The following is a 20721-nucleotide window of genomic DNA, read 5'->3' as shown; positions in this document are numbered from 1 at the left end:
CTAAAATCATTACCATTGATAGAGAGCCATTAACTACTATTTTCAGTTGACTTTTTTACGATTATTAAATAAATCAACTCATAAAACAATACCAATCCTTTTCATTGCTGGACTTTGTCGGTTTGTTACGGGTTTGTCACGATAAAATAATCTTTGAGAACCTAGTTATACCCTCAATCTTTTTGGTAGGAACTATTGAGTGGGAATAGTTCAGGGCAGTAAAAACATAGTCAGTCACTTAAAAATGATGTTCCACTTGAGATTGATGTGACAGAGTAACAATGGTTTTGGAGTAGTCAGTTCCACGCAAGTTCCACGTGCCATCTTGTCACCTTCTCTACAAATTCTTATGCCCTGAGGATTTAAAAAGGCACAAAAAGACCTGCTCTAAAGCAGGTCTTTTTGAAGATCTATCGCAAGTGTTTCCTTACTCTAATTTTTCTAATTATCAAAATAAGAGCATGTGTAGTTTGCTAATTTTAAAACCTCTAAACAAAATGAAGAATTTTTTGGGACATTAAAATCCATACCCTCTGTTATTAATGTCCAATCTTTATCACCTGCAATTTTGACATTTAGTTTTCCAGAATGGATTTCTATTAGTTCTCTTGAGGCAGTCTTAAATTCATATCCACCCTCCAGCATCACTCCTAATGTTTTTTTTGAACCATCTTTTAAAAAGATGTTTCGACTAATAACTTTACCATCAAAATAAATATTTGCTAATTTATCAACATCTACATTTTGATAGTTATCCATTTAGAAGACCCTGAATCTAATTTTCTAATCACTAATTATAATCTATAGATGTTGAGTTTCATTTAAGCAATTGTTATCCCAGTATTGATCTTGGGATTGCTTTATCTATTCATCATTAAAAATAATGGTCTTCCAGATTGGATGGAACGTGTCTCAAGAAATAGTGGTTCAGTTTGGACTTATGGAATTATTGCCATCGCCCTAGTTGTAATTCTTAGATATCTGATTCGATGACTAAGCAGCAGTATCATTAATTTGATGCTCTAGCAATTCCCAATCATTAGATAGCAATTCATTCCATGTCTCATGGGCAGATTCATAGTCCAGTTTTCTTGTGTTCTTTAATTTGGTTGGTATGCCTTCTTCACTGCAATACCAAAGTTGTGTGAACACAGTCGGTGCAACCATCACCGATTTCGGATCACGAATAAAGAACAGACAAAAATCTCTAGTAGGTGCGACTAACCATCCTGTTGGTGTTGGCAATGCTTCTCTGATTGGTTGATTCATATAACTGATGTCCGATGGAGTCACCTAAAAGAAGAGACAAAAAACCACGATGCTCACTTCGTGGATCACTTGCTTTTAGTGATGGGGCTATACTAATACAAATGTATTAGTTAAGGTAAGAAAGTCAAGATAATTATTTCTAATCAAATATCGTCTTCATTGTTTCCGAAGGAGTTGTATCTGATATTGAAAATTAAAACCACTGCTGTACTTAAAGGCAGTAACTCGAAAACAACTTGTGGAGGTGGAAATATGACCGGCTACTCTAGAAAAGGCATAAAAAAACCGCCCATCTCTGTTAGGGCGGTTTCTTTATGAGATCAGGCGCAAGTGTTTCCTTGTTTCCACTGCGGAGGATCTCAACTCCTCACAATCAAAACATAATTGAAATGGAGTCAAGATGAAACCTTTTAATGGCGGGTTTAAGTATTGGCACAGGTACTAAAAAAGCATAATATTTTATATCTCTTCGCAAATTCCAAAGATATGCTTTCAAACAAGTTCTACTTAGTAAATTACAGGGACAATCCCTTTTTGCTATTTAATAATTTTAGTAAGTGCTATTAAGTGTGAGTAAGGGAAACATCTACTATTAAGTGATAATTTGATTTATATAGTTTGGTTTTGATTTTGAGTTGGATGACGGATGTCTATATAACTAAGCTTTTATTGGGTATCTTTTCTATATACTCTTTTTCCTATCTTTACAAAAAATTCGTATAAGGACATCTTTCCCAAGAAAAATAATTTTTATGCTCTTGAAAGTCAAAAGATTTTGTAATTTCAAAAAAGTTTAATTCATGATCAATATTTAAAGTGAGAAATTTTTGTTCTCTATTAAATTCTCTTTCTTTCGCTCCTTGGTCGAATTTTGTATTCCAACAAAAAATTTTAATTATGGCGAGGGTTCAAAAAAGGGGTGATCATTTCAAATAAGAGATAGTTAGCATCTAATGTCATTTGAAGTTACTTACAATGGGGATATTCAATATATTAAGGTTTTCTACTCAACTGAAAAAACGAGAGCTGGAAAATACTATGGCGAGTTTTATAAAAAAATGGATGTACTAGCCAGTGACTTAAAACGTCTAAAAAATGAACTTGATGAAGATAGTGAAAAGGCAGCAAAAATTGCTAAAGATGCTGCTAATAAGGCACTTTCCGAAAGATATGGTCCACTTAGATATATTATTGATGAGCGTCACTGGGACGAAGATATGGTGATCAGCAAGATTCTTGATGATAGAAAAGAAGAGATGTTTGCACTAGCACAGAAAACTTTTAATAATGAAGTACTTCTTGAGGAGGACGGTGCAGCGGAATATCAAATTCACTTAAGTGAAGGAGAAATAGAAGTTGATGGTGAACCTGTAGAGACATCGATAATGGAGTTATTTGATTCTGACAATTACCACGAATTGAATGAAGCAAAATTAGAAAAATTGGAAAAACTTGATTGGTTTATTATTTGGTCAAGAACAGAAGCAGGACAGTTTAAGACAGAGGGAGGAATTCATCAGGGAAGTTATTCATCGAAGGAATTAAATATGGCCTATTGTTTGCTTACTTATAGAGACTTACCCCTTATCATCCCCTCGAATGGTACTGATATTTTTAGTAATGAACTGGAAATTCATTTTGTAGATGAAACAAGGTTATCCCTAGAAATGAATAATACTTAACTAGCATCCTCATTAATTTTATATTCACTTTATTCGGAAGGCTAGTAAATTAGTTCCCATCAAGTTTCTGCTGAATCATCTAAATCCATTTGTCTTGTTTTTTAACTTTTTGGACTTTCTCTAATCGATTAATACACCAGAAATTTTTCAATACACTTGGCTAATTCAAAGGCTTAAGAAGTACATTGCTCACTGCTAAGCGAATGTTCTTTGTTGAGTGGGACCACTTGGGTGAGGTGAAAATTAGTAATTTAAATTATTTTGATGTTTTGGGTTGGCAAGTAATTAAAGGAAAAATACACAAGATTTGTTTAAGTTATAGATATTCCTATTTCAGTCTGTAGGTAGTGATGAACGAATTACGTTTAAAAATCTATGAGCAGATAATAAATGACTCACCAAGTGTGAAAACCTCTTTATTTAATAAAATCTGTGGCGTTACCATTTTTATTTCAATTTTTTTCGCAGTTGTCATTACTGAAAACTCAATAGATTATCAATTTGGAGATCAGATAGATTTTTTGGATTGGATTATTGGTGGTTTGTTTTGCGTTGAATATTGTTGTCGTTTATGGGTCGCACCACTTGAAAAAAAATATGGGAAAGGCTGGAAAGGTGTTTTGCGTTATATGGTTTCACCGATGGCAATTATTGATGTCATTGCAATCGTCCCATCGTTTATTGGTGTTCGTGCTGAATTAAAAATTCTTAGGATTATTCGCCTCTTAAGAATATTAAAAATTGGAAGAAGTGAAAAATTTAAGCAAAGTATCTATCACTTTAATTATGCATTTCGATCAAAAAGCCAAGAATTACAAATTTCGATTTTTTATACAGTCATTCTTTTGTTGATCAGCAGTACTTTTATGTACCTAGCTGAATCTTCTATTCAACCAAGATTGTTAGGTTCAATTCCAAGATGTCTTTGGTGGTCAATTACAACTGTCAGCGCTGTTGGTTATGGAGATTCAATACCAGTTACAGCGGTTGGAAAAACCATTGCATCGATAACCTCTCTCATGGGTATTGCTGCAATTGCAATACCTACTGGAATACTTGCATCTGGATTTAGTGAATCAATTGGGGTACAAGATAAAAATAAAAAGGATTTGTATTAAAATGAGTTTTCAACGAGTACTGAATAAAAATGATCTTTACATGTCTAGGAAAATATTTTCAGCAAAGAAGAAGCGATATATCCTATGGTCTCATTGAGTACAACTGATGGAATTCATAAAATAAATGGAAAGTTTTTTTAACTCATTATCAAAGCTTGAATTAGAAGCCCAGTTAGACCAGTATTGGAAAACTTGTTTGAATCAAATAAAGTCTTTTAGTTGATTGGAAGAGCATGGAAATTTATGAATGAAGTTTGGTTACAAGAGCTAAATAAAAGGAATCTTATGGTTCAAGGAGAGGATTGCTCTAAATGGGACTTTGCAACTGTCACTGTATCTTCTTCAGTTTTAGAAAAATTAAGTCACGAGGAACAAGCGAAATTTCAAATGACTGAATTCAAACGAGCAACTAATGAAATTGAACATTGGGCAAGGGTTGAAGAAATATGTGACTTTTTTGGTGTTGAAGACCCAGATTATGCTGGAGATGTATATGTAAGAAGGTTTAAAAATTTAACTTTAGATGATGAGACTCAATGGCTAGATTTAAGAGATTTTAGTGAAGATATACCCGAGGGCTTTGGAGTGAAAGTTGATTGGGGTATGAAAAAATAAGTGAATGGAGAAAAATAATATATATAGTTCATACGAAGCTTTTTGATTTAGAGAGAGCAAAGAAACTCTAAGCATTCAATATGATTTGATATAAGACTATATTTATCTCGTAAAAACTTTTGTTCTCCTCAAGTCGAGCCTTTCAATTTTTCTAGCTATAATTTATTAAAAATATAATATAAGTTAAAAAATAATATGCATTTTTAAGAATTAATTTATAAAAGCACAAACTTGATCAATCACACCCAAAATTAATTTGTCTCCATTGGGATCTTTCCACGCTGTATCCTCATTTTTGAATTCATTAAATTTCTTTGCACCTACTGCAATATCTCTGAAGGATTTTTCCGAACAGTTAACATCCATTGTATATAGAATATCTTGAGTAATTTCAGTAGTGCTTTTAGGAATAAATTTGCTTAAAACTCGTATAAATCCATCTTGATGTTCCTCAATGCTGTTTTTATCCCATAACTGAGCTCCATATTGACTTTTTGGAACTGCTATCCACTCATGAGATAAAGCATCTATTTTTGGCGAATAGAAAATTATTAGAAGAGCTAAATAACCAAGACAAATACTTTTAATAGTTTTGAGGCTCATTGGATAATAAACAATATGTTTATCCATGTTGGAGAATTTATTTCACCGAGACATCCTTGCATCAATTTATGAATAGATTACTCTCAGTTAAAAGATCTAATGATATTCAAATTAAATAACGAGAAACCCTTTACCAAGCAGTCATGTAATAATAGATTTTTAATGTAATGGTGTCATTTGTCATTCAGGGGGCTGATGCAAATTCAGAAAAAAAGTGGTGAGTTTTCTATGACTCTTTATCACAGAGACAATTGCAGGATAAGTGGGAACAATACTGGAAAACTTAAAGACATAAAAAATGGGAAATATTGTTCACTCCATTCCTGTTTTTGATTGATTACTGGAATAATTCTTTTGACTTATTGACTAACAACTACTTACCACCATTGCAGAAGCGAACCGCATCCGAAGAGCTTTTTCCATTCGCTTGAACCTCTTCAACACATTCGTTGAAGACTTTTGATTCTTGTTTAACAGAACATAAACTAAGGGCTATTGCAGCAAGAGCAACAGCAGAAATCACACTAGAACTTAGTTGAAGAATGCCATATACAAACATTGCTTTACCTTTTCCACTGCACTTCTTTTTGTCTGCTTTATTTTCTTCAGTCATTTAGTGAATACTTAAGTTAATTATCTAATTTAATTCATTCATTGAGAAAAGAATTTTAAAAATTGTAGAGAATACCGCTCTCATTATCTTTTTAGGTTGTGCTTTTTCTAAGTCAAAATAAGCACAAAAAAACCACCAAGTTCTTAACAAGGTGGTTTTTTGGAGATCAGGCGCAAGTGTTTCCTTGTTTCCACTGCGGAGGATCTCTACTCCTCACCTATACATAATTGCTCATTTTTTGCAAAATATAAAATTGAGCAGGTGAGTTGATTGACTGTCACATGTGACAATTCCAAAATTAGTCATTAAAAAAGCACCCTTCTTACAAGAAGTTGGATGCTTTTTCTTAACAGAACGATTGTGTGAGGAGTTGTCCTGTTAATTCATTTTTACTCCTTAGAGGATTATTTGTCACTATTAAAAAACAAAATGACTTAGTTCATGAGGCTGAATTGATTTATAACCTGCAAGATTATTTAGTCTTCTGCATTTTCAAACTGTTTTGCTAATCTAAAGCCTTTTCTAAGAATTAAATATATTCCGTATAAACCAGCAATCAAAGGAAGAACGATTAGAGGGTTTGGACTGTAGTTGCTATAATCTTTTACACCATCAACATATTCGATACCAGAACATTTTAGGAATAGAAAACTTGTGAAGACAATGCCCCAACCAATAATCGAGAGAATTCCTCCTTTTTTATCACCTTCATAAAATCTATCTAAACCCCATCCCCAGCCAACAGCAAGGATAACTCCTCTGGTGATGGCATTTTTTTCTTGCTTTCGTAGCATTGTATTTGTTTGAATATGTTCGAGATGAACATAACTGAATAATTGTTGTTTTGCAGGAACTTATTAGAGAAGATACTTATTCCTGTAAGAATTTGTATGTTTTGTTTAATGTTTAGATGGAATCTAGTATATGAAATAGTCTGATATGGCTTTTCCAGTGAAATTAAAAGAATATAAAACTAGATGAAAATAAATTGTATTTGTACTTTTTGAAGTTAGCTTGAATTTGTTACGGATATGGTGATTATTCTTATTTACGGGGGTGGTCTACTTCAAAAAAAAAAGATAACTTGGTTCAATAGCTGGTTACTTTTGACAGTTGCACAACAAACTGATTTGCAGTTAAGCCGACGGCTTCAGAAAGATAGCATTACCATTTCAGGAAAGGTTATTTTTATCAATCCTTTTCTTTATTGGCGACGCTTTGACAACAATACTGATAGATGGTTAAGAGAGCCTGGGCAGCTAGGAGAAGAGCAGATCAATTTTAATAGAGCTCGTTTTTATCCTGAAGTTGATTGGACTTTTTTAAAAGAGGAGGAGCGGATTATTAAAGACGCGGCAGTTGAAATGTTTTTAAAAACGCTGGAATTAATAGGTACTTTTCACCCTCAGCTTACTGCGGGGCAATTGCTAGAAGTAGAGAGAAAAATGGCAGTTACTAAAAAAAAGTCTTTTGAGCGTTGGGTAGAAAAATCTTTTAAAAAGAAAATCAATCAGGCATCAAAAGAGCGTAATAGGTTTGCTAGAGAACGTTTTGTAAGAGGTTGGCGAGAATGGTTATCTCTTGAAACAACCCATCAAGCTTTTCTTCCATTCGCAGCAATAATTGTGATGTCAATCTTTGGAGGTTGGTCTATAGGTATTTCTAATAATAGTTGTACGCCTTACTTTCCCACGTCAGAAACAGGTATTCTTAAGTAGCTTTAATTAAGCCATTATGGCTAAAGATCAAATAAGGGATTTGCATTTATTTGCAATGGAGTCTGCTTTGCCTTTTGGTATGGGCATTATTAATAATGCTAAAACTGGTGGATTTCAAAAAATAATCGATGTATTGAAATCAAAAGATCCATATTCAGAATTCCAGGTTGATGGCAAAACTTCTGCAAAGACAGTGAGGGATAAGATTGATAAATTGATTCCTGGTTTAGGCTATCCAGTCGTTTCTGTTGACGTGACTGTTGAAGAAAACTATCCTGATTATGACAGCAATGATCAAGATTCTTTAGTTTCCACTTTAAATAGAATTGATAGCGAACTAGATAAATTGAGGCATTATATTACTCATGGCGCAAAAAACATAGATGATAAATAACTCTTGAATTTTAGCAATGAAAAAAAGGGAAAAATTACATCTCAGTTCTAAAAAGCATGTAGGTGCTTTTAATCAACCCTTAATTTTCTTTCTGTTTACTTGTTTAATTTTTTCAGTAACAGGTGCCCGTCTTTTTTGGATACAAATTGTTAATGGCTCTTACTATAAAAAACTTTCAGAAGAAAATAGAATTAAGTTAATTGCTAATCCACCAATAAGAGGAAGATTATTAGATCGTAATGGTGTTGTTCTTGCCGACAATAAACTCATTTATTCTTTATCTATTCAACCTAGGCTTTTAACTAATAGTGAATGGATTGATCTAAGAAAGACTTTATCTGACTTGTTGAATGTTTCTATAAATAAACTAGAGATTGCATTTAATAGAAGTAATGCCGACACTCCTTATAAAAAAGTACTATTGAGTGATTTATCGGTAGAGCAAGTTATTAGATTTAAAGAACAAGAGAGTAAATTGTATGGTGCTCAGATAGATATCGGCTTAGTTAGAAATTATCCTTATAAGTCTTTAGCTGCACATGCGTTAGGTTATACACAATTGATAACTCAAAACGAGTTTTCTGAACTTTCAGAAAAAGGTTATAAATTTTCTGATCGAATTGGACGAAAAGGTATTGAAGCTGCTTTTGAATCTGAATTGAGAGGCCAATGGGGAGGGGAAATGCTGGAGATTGATGCAATGGGTACGGTTCAACGGAGTCTAGGATTAAAGCTGCCTAAAGCTGGTAAGGATATCAAATTAACTCTTGATCTAGAGCTGCAACGGACTGCCGAAAAAGTTTTGTCCGATAAAGTTGGAGGAGCAATAGTAGCGATTGATCCACGGACAGGTGCAATTAGAGCAATTGCAAGTCAACCTACTTTTGATCTCAATTTTTTCTCTCAGCCTTTTACTAATCAACAATATGACAACCTTTTTGTCTCGTTAAAGCGTCCTCTTTTGAGTAGAGCATTTAATGCATACGATCCAGGTAGTACATGGAAGCCTGTAACTGCTATTGCAGGTATGGAAAGTGGTAAATTTCCTGCTAGACAAAAATTAAATACGGTTCCTTGTATTACATATGGTAGTCATTGTTTTCCGGAATATAATAAGAGAGGTTTTGGGTGGATTGGATATGAAGATGCATTTAGAGTATCGAGTAATACTTTTTTTTATCAAGTCGGGGTTGGAACTGGATCTAAGGCTTTATATGATGCGGCAATCAAACTTGGCTTCGACAATCATACCGGCATAGAAACTTTAATTGATGAAAATAAGGGCTTAGTAGGGAATGAGGAATGGGCTGATAAAGGTCGTGGTTGGGGGACCCCCGGAGAAACCCCATGGATCGTAGAGGATATGGCTAGTGCATCTATTGGTCAATCGGTTGTTCTGGTTACTCCATTGCAATTAGCGCGAGCATATGCAGTTTTTGCAAATGGTGGCTATTTGATTACTCCACATTTAGTTGATGGCAATAAAAACTGGACATCAGAAAAATATTTCCAAAAAGTAGACATTCAAGATACGACACTCGAGACAATCCGTCGTGGACTTCGAAAAGTAGTAACTAGTGGTACTGGTATGGGAATAAATATAGATACCTCTATTCTTCCTCCAGTCGCCGGTAAAACTGGAACTGCTGAAGATAGCAGTGGAGGTTCTGACCACGCATGGTTTGCTGGCTTTGCACCTTATGACTCTGGAGAAATAGTTGTTGTTGCATTTGCTCAGAATACTCCTGGCGGTGGCTCAGTACATGCTCTACCTATGGCAAAAAAAATATTGGAGACATGGTATAAGTTAAATTCTAATGATGAATTCATTAGCGGTAATGATCAGCTATAAATTTAATGAGAGTGATTTAGTTGTAGGAGTTGATTTAGAATTGCGTTGATTGATTTATCCTCAGCAATTTTTGATTTGTTAGTAGCTAATTGACGACCTAAGACTAACGCTCCAAGATGAGTTAATTGAATTCGCATCGAAAGTAATAACTCCATACATCCTCCTCCTGAAAAACTTGCTATTGCAATTGGACGTTCGTTAAATAAACTTCGAAAATCTTTTCCTTGCACAGAAAGCCATGCTATTGCATTTGTAAGAATTGGAGGAATTGAACCGTTATATTCAGGCGCACAAATAACCCAGTGTGAATGACTTTCCATTTGAGTATTGATCGACTTAAGATTTGCTGGTGCTTTATCTTTGGGATTATGACGTGGATTAAATATAGGTAAATCATTTTTTGATTCAGTCAAATCAAGTAATTCGCATGAATAATTTAGTTCCTTACCTGCGACTAGAAATCTCTCGGCCAGTTTGAGATTTTGACCATTACTAGCAGTTATGACAAGAAGGCTTTTATTAGACATTGTGAATCAGGGGGGAAGTATAAAAGGATTAAGTCATTGTGTAATGGATCTAGTAGTTCGCTCCGGTTTTTCGATGATGAACTGCTGTTACTCCATCTTTTTTAATGACTTTTCCATGTTTAATTTCAGCATATATCAGCCAATGATCCCCACACTCCATTCGTTGATTAACTGTACCTTCCAGCCAAGCTAGAGCTTCATTCAATAATGGCTGATTGCTTGGACTTGATTTGATCTCAAGATCGGTAAATCTATTATCTCCAGGCTTGAATGATTGAAGAAATTGTTTAAGCAGACTTTGGTGATTGTTTTGTTCTAAAATATTCAAAGCAAAGTTATCACCTGTATGAAGTAAGTTTTCTACAGCTCTTTCTTTAGCCACTGCAATAGTAATACCAGGAGGAGAAAAGCTCGCTTGACTAACCCAACTTGCAACCATAGCTCCGTTAATTAAATTATCTTCTTTTCCTTTTTGAGCAGTCAATATACATAGTGATCCGACGACTCTTCCTAGTGCATTAATTGTTGGATCACTTTTACTTGTATTTAGTCCAACATTAGCCTTTCTTTGTTGACGTAATTTCGCATTAATTAATTGCTTACCAAATTGGATGCCTGTTTCTTCAAGTTTTTTAATCATTAAAGGATCAGGACTAAATTTGATTTTTATAGGTTCGAATCCAAATTTAAAGCCCCCATCTTTCAATTTTTTTTCAAGTAAATCAAGAGCTTCACCACTCCATCCATAACTTCCAAATACTCCAGCAGGCTTGCCTCTATCACCCTCAGCCAAAAGTGTGCCAAGTGCTGAAACAATCGGGGTGGGTGCATGCCCTCCTAATGTTGGGGATCCAATTAAATATCCGTCTGCTTTACGAATTTCAGTGATTAAGTTATCTGATGCAGTGAATTCACAATTAATGATCTTCACTTTGATGCCTGTCTTACTAATTCCTCTGGCTATGGCATCAGCAATAGCGGCAGTATTTCCATATGCACTAGCAAATAATAGAGCTACTCTTAAATTGCTATATTTTTGGCTTTCCCCCCAGCTTTGATAGTTGTTTAACAAACTTCTCCAACTACCGGTGATAGCAGGTCCATGTCCAGGCACTATTGTGTCAATCTCAAAGTCTTCAAATTTTTCGATAATACTATTGACTTGAGTAGACATTGGTGCCATAAGACAATCGAAGTAATGTCTTCTTTCTTCTTCCGTACTGATACTGTTTAATTCCGCCCATCTTTCCTCATAAACATGTGCACCAAATAATTTATCACTCATCAGTAAACCAGTTTGCTTTTCAAAAACAATTAGTCCACCTGGCCAACGAGCTGTTGGCGAGGGAATTAATGTAATCTCAAAATTATTATCGAGTGACAGAGTCTCTAATTGCTTAATAATTTGAATATTTGGAAGGTCTTTGACTGTCTTCAATGCTTCTTTTGGATTTGTATTTCTGGATGGTTTTCGTAAATTCCAAATCTCCTTGAATAATTTTGCTCCTGGATTAGAACAAATAACTGTTAAATTTTTATATTTCACATTCATTCTTTTCACAAAAGCTACTTTATTGGGATTGATATGACCCATGACTAACTTTATTTGAGCGGAATCACTTCTAATTAATGGCTCAAACTCTTCTAAGAATTCTTTTTCAAATGTTAAACCAGGAGGATGAATTAAAATATATTCTTGTAATTTAAAATGTTCATCTTTAGAAGACTTGAATAAAAAAGAATTAGTGCAACTTCCTTTTTCAAGCGAATATTCAACTTCAAATCTTGTTCTTTTTGGGTTTAGGCTTCTTAAGCAAATGAAGTTCTCTTCAATGGGAATCTGAATGGTTTTTTTTATAAAAGTATTTAAATTTGTCGAAGAAATTTTTTCTACTATCATTGTTAATAATTACTACCAACTCTTCTGTGATGAACTGCTGTTTTACTTTGAGTATTAGATAAATTACCTTTTTCAACTAATGAATAAATGATCCAATGATCTGTTGTCTCCATCCTTTGAATAACTTTACATGATAGGAACGCTAGCGCGTCAGATAGAACTGGTCCCCCAGCTGCAAGATCATTCATTAATTCAACTCCTTCAAATCGATTAGCACCTGGTGGAAAGCGTTTTAAAAAGTGTCTGAAGAGGTGCAAATAGTTATTTTCTTGAAGAATATTCAGAACAAAACGATCATTGACTTGCAATAGTGATTCAATGGCTCTGTCTTTAGCTACCGCCACGGTTATTCCAGGGGGTTCAAAACTTGCTTGACTAACCCAACTTGCAACCATCGCACCGTCTCGACTGTCCTCGCCTTCAGTATCTTTTGCTGTAACAATGTAGAGTCCACCGCTTAAGCAACCCAGCGCTTTATTTAAGTCTCCATCAAGGCTTTTAGTAGCGGCTAAATTTTTCTTTCTAGTAAGAATCTGACCTAAATCTGTACCAGCTTCTTCAAATTGTTGGTAAACACTTTTGTTTGGTTTGTCACGAACTCGAAGTGGTTTAAAAGCTTCTTTTTGTCCAAGCTTTCTTAATTGGTTAGTAATAAAGTCAATAGGCTCTTCATTTCCGCCATAGGAGTCATAAGTAGCTACCCACTGCTTTTGTTTTAAGGATGCAAGTAGGGTTCCAATATTGCTTTGTAATTCTGAATCAGATTTGATAGGCCATGTTGGGACAACGACTGCACTTGCGTCACTAATTAGAGCGCTTAACTCCTGAGTGTCTGAAGCAATAAGATCAACTAATTGGACTTGAGCATTTGCTTTGCCTATGCCATGAGCAATTGCTTGACTAAGCCGATCACAAAAACCATATTGGCTTAGGTAACAAACTACAGCGTAATTTTCGCCTGTACTTCTTTGCTTACTCCATTCTCTGTAGTTATTTAGCCATAACTGCGTATTAAAATTAAGGATTGGTCCATGTCCAACACCAATAGTCTTGATAGTTGACAATGCATCAATTTTTTTTAATGCTTGAACTACGCTGCGGGCATTAGGACCCATGAGGCAGTCGTAATAAAATCGAAAATCTTCATTTAATAGACTTGGATTTTCGTCGTACAATTTATCTGAACAGTAATGCAAACCAAACGCGTCACAAGTATATAAAACTTGTGTACCGTGATCAAAAGAAAAAATAGTATCGGGCCAGTGTAGATTTGGCGCACTAATAAATTCAATTTTGTGCTCGATTTCGCTGATTGAATTAATTTCTAAATTTAGATCCTCGCCACTTTTGACTGCTCTTGACCGAAAAGGTTGATGGATTTGTTCTTCTAGGAATTTTATAGCTACTTTAGATGCGACGATTTCAATATTTGGGTTTAATTCAATTAAGTATTTAATGAGTCCTGAATGATCTGGCTCTGTGTGACTGACTATTAAATAATCAATTTCTGTTGGATTGATTTCTTGTCTTAGTTTTTCAAACCAAATATCATTGAACTTTAAATGGCTTGTATCTATTAGTGCAGTTTTTTTGCCTCTTATTAAAAAGCTATTGTACGTAGTTCCATTTCGAAGGCCAAATTCAATATCAAATCTGCTTCGATCCCAGTCCAATGACCTTAGAGTGTGCGTATCTGCAGCAATTTTTTCATATTGCAGTGAAAGCTTAGGACCATCACTTTTTTGATTTTCTAAAGCTGTCGATTCAGTAAAAATCATGTTCCCAAAGACATTAATTAGAAGAAGCCTGAAGGTCGCAATAAATCAGGCTGCTAAGTGAAAATACCTAGATCTTTTTTTTTACCATAATAGGCTATTGGGGTTTGTAAGTGTGATACTGCTTCCCGTAAATAGTATTTGTTTGCAATAGGGAAGGTTCTTGACTCATATTTTTGAATATTTTGTCTTTCGAAGTCTCACGGGTTTCCATTTTGTTATTGTTTAGGGTGAGTTGAGCAAATTTGACGTTTTTTGTGATTGTTCTCAAAAACCTTTTTAGAGATAATTTTTAGGTATGCAAAAACATTCTTCCTCCTCAATGAATCCACCATTCCTTTCTGGAGATGAGATAAGAGAAGCATTTATAAACTTTTTTACCCAACATAATCATAAGAAATTAGCAAGTTCTTCTTTGATTCCAGATGATCCAACAGTTTTATTGACAATTGCGGGGATGTTACCTTTTAAGCCTATCTTCTTGGGATTAAAAGAGTCTTCTACGCGGAGAGCAACATCCAGTCAAAAATGTATAAGAACAAATGATATTGAAAATGTAGGGAGAACTGCGAGGCATCATACTTTTTTTGAGATGCTCGGTAATTTTTCTTTTGGTGATTATTTTAAAAAAGAGGCAATTAAATGGGCATGGGAATTAACTACTGAGGTTTTTCGACTAAATCCAAAGAATATAGTTATTAGTGTTTTTGAAGAAGACTCAGAAGCAGAGCAAATATGGAAAGAAGTTGTAGGGGTTGATGCAAAAAGAATTATCAGAATGGGTGCTTCTGATAATTTTTGGTCATCTGGAGCTACAGGACCTTGTGGTCCATGTTCGGAACTTTATTTTGATTTTAAACCTGAATTAGGAACTGATGGATTAGATCTTGAAGACGATAGTCGATTTATAGAATTTTATAATTTGGTTTTTATGCAATACAACCGAGACTTAAAGGGCAATCTTGAACCATTGGCGAATTGTCATATTGATACAGGAATGGGCTTAGAAAGAATGGCTCAAATTTTGCAGGGGAAATCTAATAATTATGAAACGGATCTTATTTTTCCTCTCATTGAGTCAGCGGCTTTATTAGCTCAAATTAATTATGAAACTACAAATAAAAAAAATAAAACATCATTAAAAATTATTGGAGATCATTGCAGAGCTGTCACTCATTTAATTTGTGATGGTGTAACTGCTAGCAATCTAGGGCGAGGCTATATTCTTCGTCGTCTTATACGGCGTATGATTCGACATGGTCGACTGGTAGGTATAAATCAGTCGTTTTTACCTCAGCTAGCTGAAGTTGCTATTGAGTTGATGAAAAATGCTTATCCTCAATTACTTGAGAAAAAGAAAATCATTCTTAATGAGTTAAAAATAGAAGAATCTCGTTTCCTTGAAACTCTTGAACGGGGAGAGAAACTTCTGGCAGAGATAACAGCTTATGAATGTGATCTTATCTCTGGTGCTCAGGCGTTTGAGCTTTATGATACTTATGGTTTTCCTTTGGAATTAACAGAAGAGATCGCGAATGAAAAAGGCATTTCTGTTGATATCAATGGTTTTGAGAACGAGATGGCAAAGCAACGTAAACGTGCAAAAGATGCTTCTGTCAGTATTGATTTAACTGAAGAAGGTTCAATTGAAAGAGAAATTTCTTTATTTGATGAAACAAGATTTGAGGGCTATGAAAAATTAGACACTACTTCAACTGTGATAGGAATTTTTAAAAATAATGAATTAGTGAAACAAGCTGTTGAGGGTGATTTAGTCAAGATTATTGTTAATACAACGTCTTTTTATGCTGAGTCGGGTGGCCAAATTGGAGATAAAGGCTTAATAACGTCTCAAGATCTAGAGGTGTCTATAGAAAACGTTAGAAAAAAGAATAATATTTTTATTCATTCTGGAATTGTTAATACTGGAGTTCTCAAAGTTAACTCATCTGTTCAGATGAATGTTACTCCATCTTTTCGTCAACGAACTACATCAAATCACACCGCTACACATCTATTGCAATCAGCTTTAAAGTTATCGATTGACTCAAGTGTAAGTCAAAGAGGCTCGTTAGTTTCAAATGATCGATTGAGATTTGATTTTAATGCTCCAAAACCTTTGACAAAAAAAGAACTTGAAGATATGGAAGTACGAATAAATCAATGGATCAACGAAGATCATCCAATTCAAATTAAAACAATGCCAATTAAGGAGGCTATGGCTGCTGGTGCTTTGGCAATGTTTGGTGAGAAATATGGTGATGTGGTACGTGTCGTTGATGTCCCAGGTGTTTCTATGGAGTTATGTGGAGGAACCCATGTAACTCGCACATCACAACTAGGTACGTTTAAGATTATTAATGAATCAGGTATTGCTTCAGGCATTAGACGAATAGAGGCTATGGCTGGTCCATCAGTTTTAGATTATTTTAATGAGCGTGATTTGGTAGTTAAGGAGTTAAGTAAATCATTCAAGGTTCAATCATATGAAATTGTTGATAGAGTTTCATCTCTTCAACAGGAATTAAAAGATAAAACCAAAGAACTTATCAAAGTAAAGAATGAACTCGCATTAGCGAAGGCATTGGGTTTGGCGAGTTATGCAAAATCTGTTGGTAAGAGTAAATTATTAATCAGACGTTTAGATGGAGTCGACGGATCTGGATTGCAATCTGCGGCTTCAAGTTTGATAGATCATTTAGGCAAGTACTCTGCTGTTGTTTTTGGAGGCATTCCAAATCAGGAGATCGATAATAAATTAGTTTTTGTTGCTGCATTTTCTCCTGATTTAGTCTCAGATGGTTTTCATGCAGGCAAACTTATAAGTGGGGTTGCAAAAATTTGTGGTGGTGGTGGTGGTGGTCGTCCAAATTTGGCCCAAGCTGGTGGTAGTCAACCTCAATCGTTGGATCTGGCTTTAGAAAAAGCTAATGATGATTTGACTCAACAATTGTCTTAATTTAGCTCTGTAGGTAAGTGCTTTGACGGAGGCTTGCTTCTACATGTTCTATTAGTTTTTGTGCATCATGGATTTTCAGATACCCGCCTTGAATAGCTGATTCGCTTGATTTTCGTAATCGCTCTAATAATATTTCTGGATCATGTTCTAAATATTCAAGAACATTTGATTTTGTATTCCCACGAATGACATGCTCAACTTTATATTTCCCTTTTTCTGTAAATCTTATATGGACTGCATTAGTACTCCCAAATAAATTATGTAGATTTCCCATGACTTCTTGATAGGCACCACCTAAGAAAAGACCTATTAGATATTTTTCGTCTTGAATAAATTCATGAAGAGGTAGTAAATTTTTAATTTTTCCATTATCAATAAATTGGTCAAGCTTTCCATCTGAATCGCATGTTAAATCTGCAAAGTGACCAAGTTTGTTGGGTTCTTTGCTAAGCCGATGGATTGGCATAATTGGAAAAACTTGATCAATGGCCCAAGTGTCTGGAGCCGATCTAAATACGGAAAGATTTGCGTAATAGGTTACAGCTAAACTTTCACTTAATTTCTTTAGTTCTTTAGGTAGAAGTATATTTTTTGGTAATTGATTAACAATTGTTTTTGCACAGGCCCATGTCAACTGCTCAGCTTTTGCACGTTCAACTAAATCTATATAACCGAGACGAAAAGCCGCTAGTGCATCTGCTTTAAATTTAAGAGAATCATTCCATGCTTCTTGTAGTTTGGTTAAATCTTCTTCTTGCTTAAGTTTTTGAGAATTTATATGGACTAATGTTTCACGTAAATTTCTGACAGAGAGACATTCTTTTTCGTCTTCTTTAGGAATGTCAGAAGGTAACGAATTTTTGCCTAAAATATTGAAGATTAAGATTGAAAAGTGACTAGCAATAGCTCTTCCACTCTCAGTAATTAAAGTGGGTAGTGGTATCTTTTTTGATTCACAACACTCTTTAATCGTTGCTACTACATCATTTGCATAATTTTGAAGTGAGTAGTTAGTAGATGCTATTGAGGCAGTTTGACTTCCATCGTAATCAATTCCTAAACCACCTCCAACATCTAAGTATCCCATAGGTGCCCCAAGATTAATTAATTCGGCATAAATTTGTCCTGCTTCTTGTAAGGCATCTTTTAAAACACCTATATCATTAATTTGACTCCCTAGATGAAAATGTAAAAGCTTTAATTCATTGAGAAGATTTGCTTCTTTTAACCTTTTGATTGCTTTCAATATTTCTGGAATTGAAAGTCCAAATTTCGACTTGTCACCAATCGAGCTACTCCATCTCCCACTGCTTTGACTTGATAGTTTGGCTCTTATGCCTATAAGTGGAGATGCTCCCAGTAAATTACTAGATTTGATTATAAGATCAACATCACTTGCTTGTTCTATAACTACTACAGGTTGACGTCCAAGCTGACGTGCCAAAATAGCTGTTTCAATATAACGTTGATCTTTATAGCCATTACATATTAGTAAAGCTTTAGGATCTTCTAGTATTGATAAAGCAATGAGTAACTCTGGTTTGCTTCCAGCTTCTAAGCCAAAATTCCATTTGGAACCACAGGTGATTAATTCTTCAACTACATGACGCTGTTGATTACATTTTATTGGAAATACACCTTGGTATTTTCCTTGATATTGATAGTCATTAATTGCTTTTTCAAAAGCTTTATGTAAGTTTTTTAAGCAGTCTTCGAGAATATCGTCAAATCTTATTAACAGAGGAAATTTTAGTTTTCGACTTTCGAGTTCATCTAATAGTTCCATCAAATCATGAGATTTGTTTTTGGAACCGTTAGGACAAATACCAATATTTCCTTTTTCATTGATTGTGAAATAACCCTTTCCCCATCGATCAATCCCATAGAGGTCTGAGCTGTTTTGGATGGTCCAAGAGAGAGATTGATTAGTATTTTTCACAGCCATTTATGCGATAACAAAGTTGCCAAGTTTTGATCATTCACGATTAATACAATTAAATCTAAGAACAGTTTTATTAAGTGTCATGTTTTACTTGCCAAGAGGGTAGTTTTAGGAAGACTATGGCTTCATATTATTGAATATCGCAATGACTTTGGAAAGAACTTTTGTTGCTATCAAGCCAGATGGTGTGCAAAGAGGTTTAATCGCTGAGATTCTTGGTCGTTTTGAAACCAAAGGATTCAAATTAGTAGGCCTAAAGCAACTAACACCCAGCAAAGAACTTGCCGAAAAACACTACGGTGTTCATAAAGATCGTCCTTTCTTTTCAGGTTTAGTTGATTTCATAACAAGTGGACCTGTTGTAGCGATGGTTTGGGAGGGTGAAGGTGTAATTGCAAGTGCGAGAAAATTGATTGGAGCAACAAAGCCTCTTGAGGCTGAGCCTGGAACCATTAGAGGTGATTTAGCTGTGAACATTGGCCGTAATGTCATTCATGGTTCTGATGGTTCTGATACAGCAGTATTTGAAATTGATCTATGGTTTCAGAAAAATGAACTTGTTGATTGGACTCCAACAGATCAATCATGGAGAGTTGAATAAGTTATTGTTGAACTTCACAATCTTTTTTGAGTGGTTTTTAAAATCTGTCCCATCTGAATTGGGACAAAAAACTACTTTCCTCATTACTTAAAGAGCTCGAGCAAATTGATTTTCCAATTAATTCTGCAGTTATCGCCGCCAACAGAACTCCATTGCGATGATGCCCAGTAGCAAGCCAGAGTCCATTAATTGATGACATTCCCAGTAAAGGTCCTTCGTCCGGTGTGCATGGACGGAAACCCCACCATCTCTCCATATGAGGTAGTTGATTAAGTTCTGGAATAAGAGAGTGAATTCCTTTTTGTAGCTCGCTTTGTCCTTTTGGAGTAAGTCCTTTTTGGAAGCCTGCCTCTCGCTCACTGGTTGCCCCTACGATTATTAGACCGTCATCTCTGGGAACTAAGTAAATGCTAGGTCCAAAAATAATTCTTTTTAGAATCTGTTTTGGTCCCTGAATAGATAACATCTGGCCTTTAACAGGAAAAATAGGGAGTGTTTTAAATATTTGTTTGCTCCAGGCTCCGCAGCAGAGAACTGCCTCTTGGCTTGTTAAATGATTGATTTTTCCATTAATGTCTTTAATTTTGACCCCATTAAATTTATTTGAATCTTTTATTATTTCAATCACTTCAACTCCTTCTTGAAAGTGAACACCTAATTCAACACAAGCTTTTTCAAGTGCTCTCATTAAAAGTCTTCGATTATCGATTTGACCGTCCTGTCTAAAAAGTAAACCTAATTTCCATTTTTCTGAGAGTCCTGGAACTTCTTGAAGGAGCTCATTCCTGTTTAGCTTTTCACCAAACTTATATGTTGGGTAGGATTCACAGTCTTTGAGGTTTTCAAATGGGACAACAATCCCACAAGTTTTAAGACCACATGACATTTTGCTATTTTTCTCAATGCTTTCTATCCATCTAGGGTGTCTTTGAAGACTACTTTGACCAAGATTTAAAAGCTCACCTTTAAGCCCCTCAGCGTGAGGGGCTAGCATTCCGGCAGCAACAAAGCCTGCTGCTTCACTTCTGCTTCTACTTAAAATTTCTACGCGTTTGCCTTTTTGAGCAAGTTCATGGGCTATTGCAAGACCCATTAATCCTCCTCCGAGTATTAACAATGGTTTTTCATTTAAGTTACCCATTGCTTGGATTTG

The 20721-nt window shown here is 35.0% G+C and carries 19 protein-coding genes; 9 read left to right on the top strand and 10 right to left on the bottom strand.

Going from position 1 to position 20721, the window contains the following annotated elements:
- Window positions 1–441 precede the first annotated feature (441 nt).
- On the bottom strand, window positions 442–759 hold the full coding sequence (locus SIB75_RS10970; RefSeq protein WP_413683361.1) for a pyrimidine/purine nucleoside phosphorylase: 318 nt from the start codon (window positions 757–759) through the stop codon (window positions 442–444).
- A 90-nt stretch (window positions 760–849) separates the two neighbouring features.
- Between SIB75_RS10970 and SIB75_RS10965 the strand changes: the two genes are divergently transcribed.
- Window positions 850–993 (top strand): hypothetical protein, encoded by a 144-nt coding sequence (locus tag SIB75_RS10965; RefSeq protein ID WP_413683360.1) that lies wholly within the window; start codon window positions 850–852, stop codon window positions 991–993.
- On the opposite strand, the gene SIB75_RS10960 is transcribed toward SIB75_RS10965, so the two are convergent.
- Entirely contained in the window at window positions 994–1269 is a 276-nt protein-coding gene (locus SIB75_RS10960) for a DUF1651 domain-containing protein (protein WP_413683359.1), read from the bottom strand.
- A 953-nt stretch (window positions 1270–2222) separates the two neighbouring features.
- Between SIB75_RS10960 and SIB75_RS10955 the strand changes: the two genes are divergently transcribed.
- The 3 genes from SIB75_RS10955 to SIB75_RS10945 all read left to right on the top strand — a co-directional run bounded on the left by SIB75_RS10955 (window position 2223) and on the right by SIB75_RS10945 (window position 4684).
- Window positions 2223–2951 carry a hypothetical protein gene (locus SIB75_RS10955; protein ID WP_413683358.1) on the top strand — a complete coding sequence of 243 codons (729 nt, stop codon included), beginning with the start codon at window positions 2223–2225 and terminating at the stop codon, window positions 2949–2951.
- A gap of 350 nt (window positions 2952–3301) precedes the next feature.
- Entirely contained in the window at window positions 3302–4069 is a 768-nt protein-coding gene (locus SIB75_RS10950; RefSeq protein ID WP_413683357.1) for a potassium channel family protein, read from the top strand.
- A 243-nt stretch (window positions 4070–4312) separates the two neighbouring features.
- Entirely contained in the window at window positions 4313–4684 is a 372-nt protein-coding gene (locus tag SIB75_RS10945; RefSeq protein WP_413683356.1) for a hypothetical protein, read from the top strand.
- A gap of 210 nt (window positions 4685–4894) precedes the next feature.
- Here the strand turns inward: SIB75_RS10945 and SIB75_RS10940 are convergent, their stop codons facing one another.
- The 3 genes from SIB75_RS10940 to SIB75_RS10930 all read right to left on the bottom strand — a co-directional run bounded on the left by SIB75_RS10940 (window position 4895) and on the right by SIB75_RS10930 (window position 6694).
- On the bottom strand, window positions 4895–5287 hold the full coding sequence (locus SIB75_RS10940; protein WP_413683355.1) for a hypothetical protein: 393 nt from the start codon (window positions 5285–5287) through the stop codon (window positions 4895–4897).
- Window positions 5288–5660: 373 nt separating this feature from the next.
- Window positions 5661–5900 carry a hypothetical protein gene (locus SIB75_RS10935; RefSeq protein WP_413683354.1) on the bottom strand — a complete coding sequence of 80 codons (240 nt, stop codon included), beginning with the start codon at window positions 5898–5900 and terminating at the stop codon, window positions 5661–5663.
- Window positions 5901–6376: 476 nt separating this feature from the next.
- Complete coding sequence (locus SIB75_RS10930; protein ID WP_413683353.1) at window positions 6377–6694, bottom strand: hypothetical protein; 318 nt, start codon at window positions 6692–6694, stop codon at window positions 6377–6379.
- A gap of 312 nt (window positions 6695–7006) precedes the next feature.
- Here SIB75_RS10930 and SIB75_RS10925 point away from each other — a divergent pair, with 312 nt between their 5' ends.
- The 3 genes from SIB75_RS10925 to mrdA are packed head-to-tail and all read left to right on the top strand — an operon-like array spanning window position 7007 to window position 9864.
- On the top strand, window positions 7007–7618 hold the full coding sequence (locus SIB75_RS10925; protein WP_413684869.1) for a hypothetical protein: 612 nt from the start codon (window positions 7007–7009) through the stop codon (window positions 7616–7618).
- Window positions 7619–7634: 16 nt separating this feature from the next.
- Window positions 7635–8012, top strand: coding sequence for a hypothetical protein (locus SIB75_RS10920; protein ID WP_413683352.1), 378 nt, complete (start codon window positions 7635–7637; stop codon window positions 8010–8012).
- A gap of 16 nt (window positions 8013–8028) precedes the next feature.
- Window positions 8029–9864 (top strand): penicillin-binding protein 2, encoded by a 1836-nt coding sequence (gene mrdA, locus SIB75_RS10915; protein WP_413683351.1) that lies wholly within the window; start codon window positions 8029–8031, stop codon window positions 9862–9864.
- A 2-nt stretch (window positions 9865–9866) separates the two neighbouring features.
- Here the strand turns inward: mrdA and SIB75_RS10910 are convergent, their stop codons facing one another.
- The 3 genes from SIB75_RS10910 to SIB75_RS10900 are packed head-to-tail and all read right to left on the bottom strand — an operon-like array spanning window position 9867 to window position 14069.
- A complete protein-coding gene (locus tag SIB75_RS10910; protein ID WP_413683350.1) occupies window positions 9867–10391 on the bottom strand; it encodes an NADPH-dependent FMN reductase in 525 nt (174 codons plus the stop codon).
- Between the two features lie 49 nt (window positions 10392–10440).
- Window positions 10441–12291: a flavin reductase gene (locus tag SIB75_RS10905; RefSeq protein ID WP_413683349.1), complete on the bottom strand. Its 1851-nt coding sequence runs from the start codon at window positions 12289–12291 to the stop codon at window positions 10441–10443.
- Between the two features lie 2 nt (window positions 12292–12293).
- Window positions 12294–14069 carry a flavin reductase gene (locus SIB75_RS10900; protein WP_413683348.1) on the bottom strand — a complete coding sequence of 592 codons (1776 nt, stop codon included), beginning with the start codon at window positions 14067–14069 and terminating at the stop codon, window positions 12294–12296.
- A 295-nt stretch (window positions 14070–14364) separates the two neighbouring features.
- Here SIB75_RS10900 and alaS point away from each other — a divergent pair, with 295 nt between their 5' ends.
- Window positions 14365–17025: an alanine--tRNA ligase gene (gene alaS / locus SIB75_RS10895; RefSeq protein ID WP_413683347.1), complete on the top strand. Its 2661-nt coding sequence runs from the start codon at window positions 14365–14367 to the stop codon at window positions 17023–17025.
- A gap of 1 nt (window position 17026) precedes the next feature.
- On the opposite strand, the gene speA is transcribed toward alaS, so the two are convergent.
- Window positions 17027–18970 (bottom strand): biosynthetic arginine decarboxylase, encoded by a 1944-nt coding sequence (gene speA, locus SIB75_RS10890; RefSeq protein ID WP_413683346.1) that lies wholly within the window; start codon window positions 18968–18970, stop codon window positions 17027–17029.
- A 142-nt stretch (window positions 18971–19112) separates the two neighbouring features.
- On the opposite strand from speA, the gene ndk reads away from it, so the two are divergent.
- The gene (gene ndk / locus SIB75_RS10885) at window positions 19113–19568 is read left to right on the top strand and encodes a nucleoside-diphosphate kinase (protein ID WP_413683345.1); all 456 of its coding nucleotides are present in this window, start codon (window positions 19113–19115) and stop codon (window positions 19566–19568) included.
- Between the two features lie 37 nt (window positions 19569–19605).
- Here the strand turns inward: ndk and thiO are convergent, their stop codons facing one another.
- A complete protein-coding gene (thiO, locus tag SIB75_RS10880; RefSeq protein WP_413683344.1) occupies window positions 19606–20709 on the bottom strand; it encodes a glycine oxidase ThiO in 1104 nt (367 codons plus the stop codon).
- Between the last annotated feature and the right edge of the window lie 12 nt (window positions 20710–20721).

Origin of the sequence: Prochlorococcus sp. MIT 1011 (genome assembly GCF_047305235.1) — a bacterium.
Lineage (GTDB): Bacteria > Cyanobacteriota > Cyanobacteriia > PCC-6307 > Cyanobiaceae > Prochlorococcus_B.
This window is presented reverse-complemented; position numbering and strand designations above follow the sequence as displayed.

What these genes read in the sequence shown, in the direction of transcription:
- SIB75_RS10940 (WP_413683355.1), bottom strand. Translation starts at nt 5,287, where the DNA reads ATGAGCCTCAAAACTATTAAAAGTATTTGTCTTGGTTATTTAGCTCTT.
- SIB75_RS10900 (WP_413683348.1), bottom strand. Translation starts at nt 14,069, where the DNA reads ATGATTTTTACTGAATCGACAGCTTTAGAAAATCAAAAAAGTGATGGT.
- SIB75_RS10930 (WP_413683353.1), bottom strand. Translation starts at nt 6,694, where the DNA reads ATGCTACGAAAGCAAGAAAAAAATGCCATCACCAGAGGAGTTATCCTT.
- SIB75_RS10950 (WP_413683357.1), top strand. Translation starts at nt 3,302, where the DNA reads ATGAACGAATTACGTTTAAAAATCTATGAGCAGATAATAAATGACTCA.
- SIB75_RS10960 (WP_413683359.1), bottom strand. Translation starts at nt 1,269, where the DNA reads ATGAATCAACCAATCAGAGAAGCATTGCCAACACCAACAGGATGGTTA.
- mrdA (WP_413683351.1), top strand. Translation starts at nt 8,029, where the DNA reads ATGAAAAAAAGGGAAAAATTACATCTCAGTTCTAAAAAGCATGTAGGT.
- SIB75_RS10970 (WP_413683361.1), bottom strand. Translation starts at nt 759, where the DNA reads ATGGATAACTATCAAAATGTAGATGTTGATAAATTAGCAAATATTTAT.
- SIB75_RS10935 (WP_413683354.1), bottom strand. Translation starts at nt 5,900, where the DNA reads ATGACTGAAGAAAATAAAGCAGACAAAAAGAAGTGCAGTGGAAAAGGT.
- speA (WP_413683346.1), bottom strand. Translation starts at nt 18,970, where the DNA reads ATGGCTGTGAAAAATACTAATCAATCTCTCTCTTGGACCATCCAAAAC.
- SIB75_RS10910 (WP_413683350.1), bottom strand. Translation starts at nt 10,391, where the DNA reads ATGTCTAATAAAAGCCTTCTTGTCATAACTGCTAGTAATGGTCAAAAT.
- ndk (WP_413683345.1), top strand. Translation starts at nt 19,113, where the DNA reads ATGACTTTGGAAAGAACTTTTGTTGCTATCAAGCCAGATGGTGTGCAA.
- SIB75_RS10945 (WP_413683356.1), top strand. Translation starts at nt 4,313, where the DNA reads ATGAATGAAGTTTGGTTACAAGAGCTAAATAAAAGGAATCTTATGGTT.
- thiO (WP_413683344.1), bottom strand. Translation starts at nt 20,709, where the DNA reads ATGGGTAACTTAAATGAAAAACCATTGTTAATACTCGGAGGAGGATTA.
- alaS (WP_413683347.1), top strand. Translation starts at nt 14,365, where the DNA reads ATGCAAAAACATTCTTCCTCCTCAATGAATCCACCATTCCTTTCTGGA.
- SIB75_RS10920 (WP_413683352.1), top strand. Translation starts at nt 7,635, where the DNA reads ATGGCTAAAGATCAAATAAGGGATTTGCATTTATTTGCAATGGAGTCT.
- SIB75_RS10905 (WP_413683349.1), bottom strand. Translation starts at nt 12,291, where the DNA reads ATGATAGTAGAAAAAATTTCTTCGACAAATTTAAATACTTTTATAAAA.
- SIB75_RS10955 (WP_413683358.1), top strand. Translation starts at nt 2,223, where the DNA reads ATGTCATTTGAAGTTACTTACAATGGGGATATTCAATATATTAAGGTT.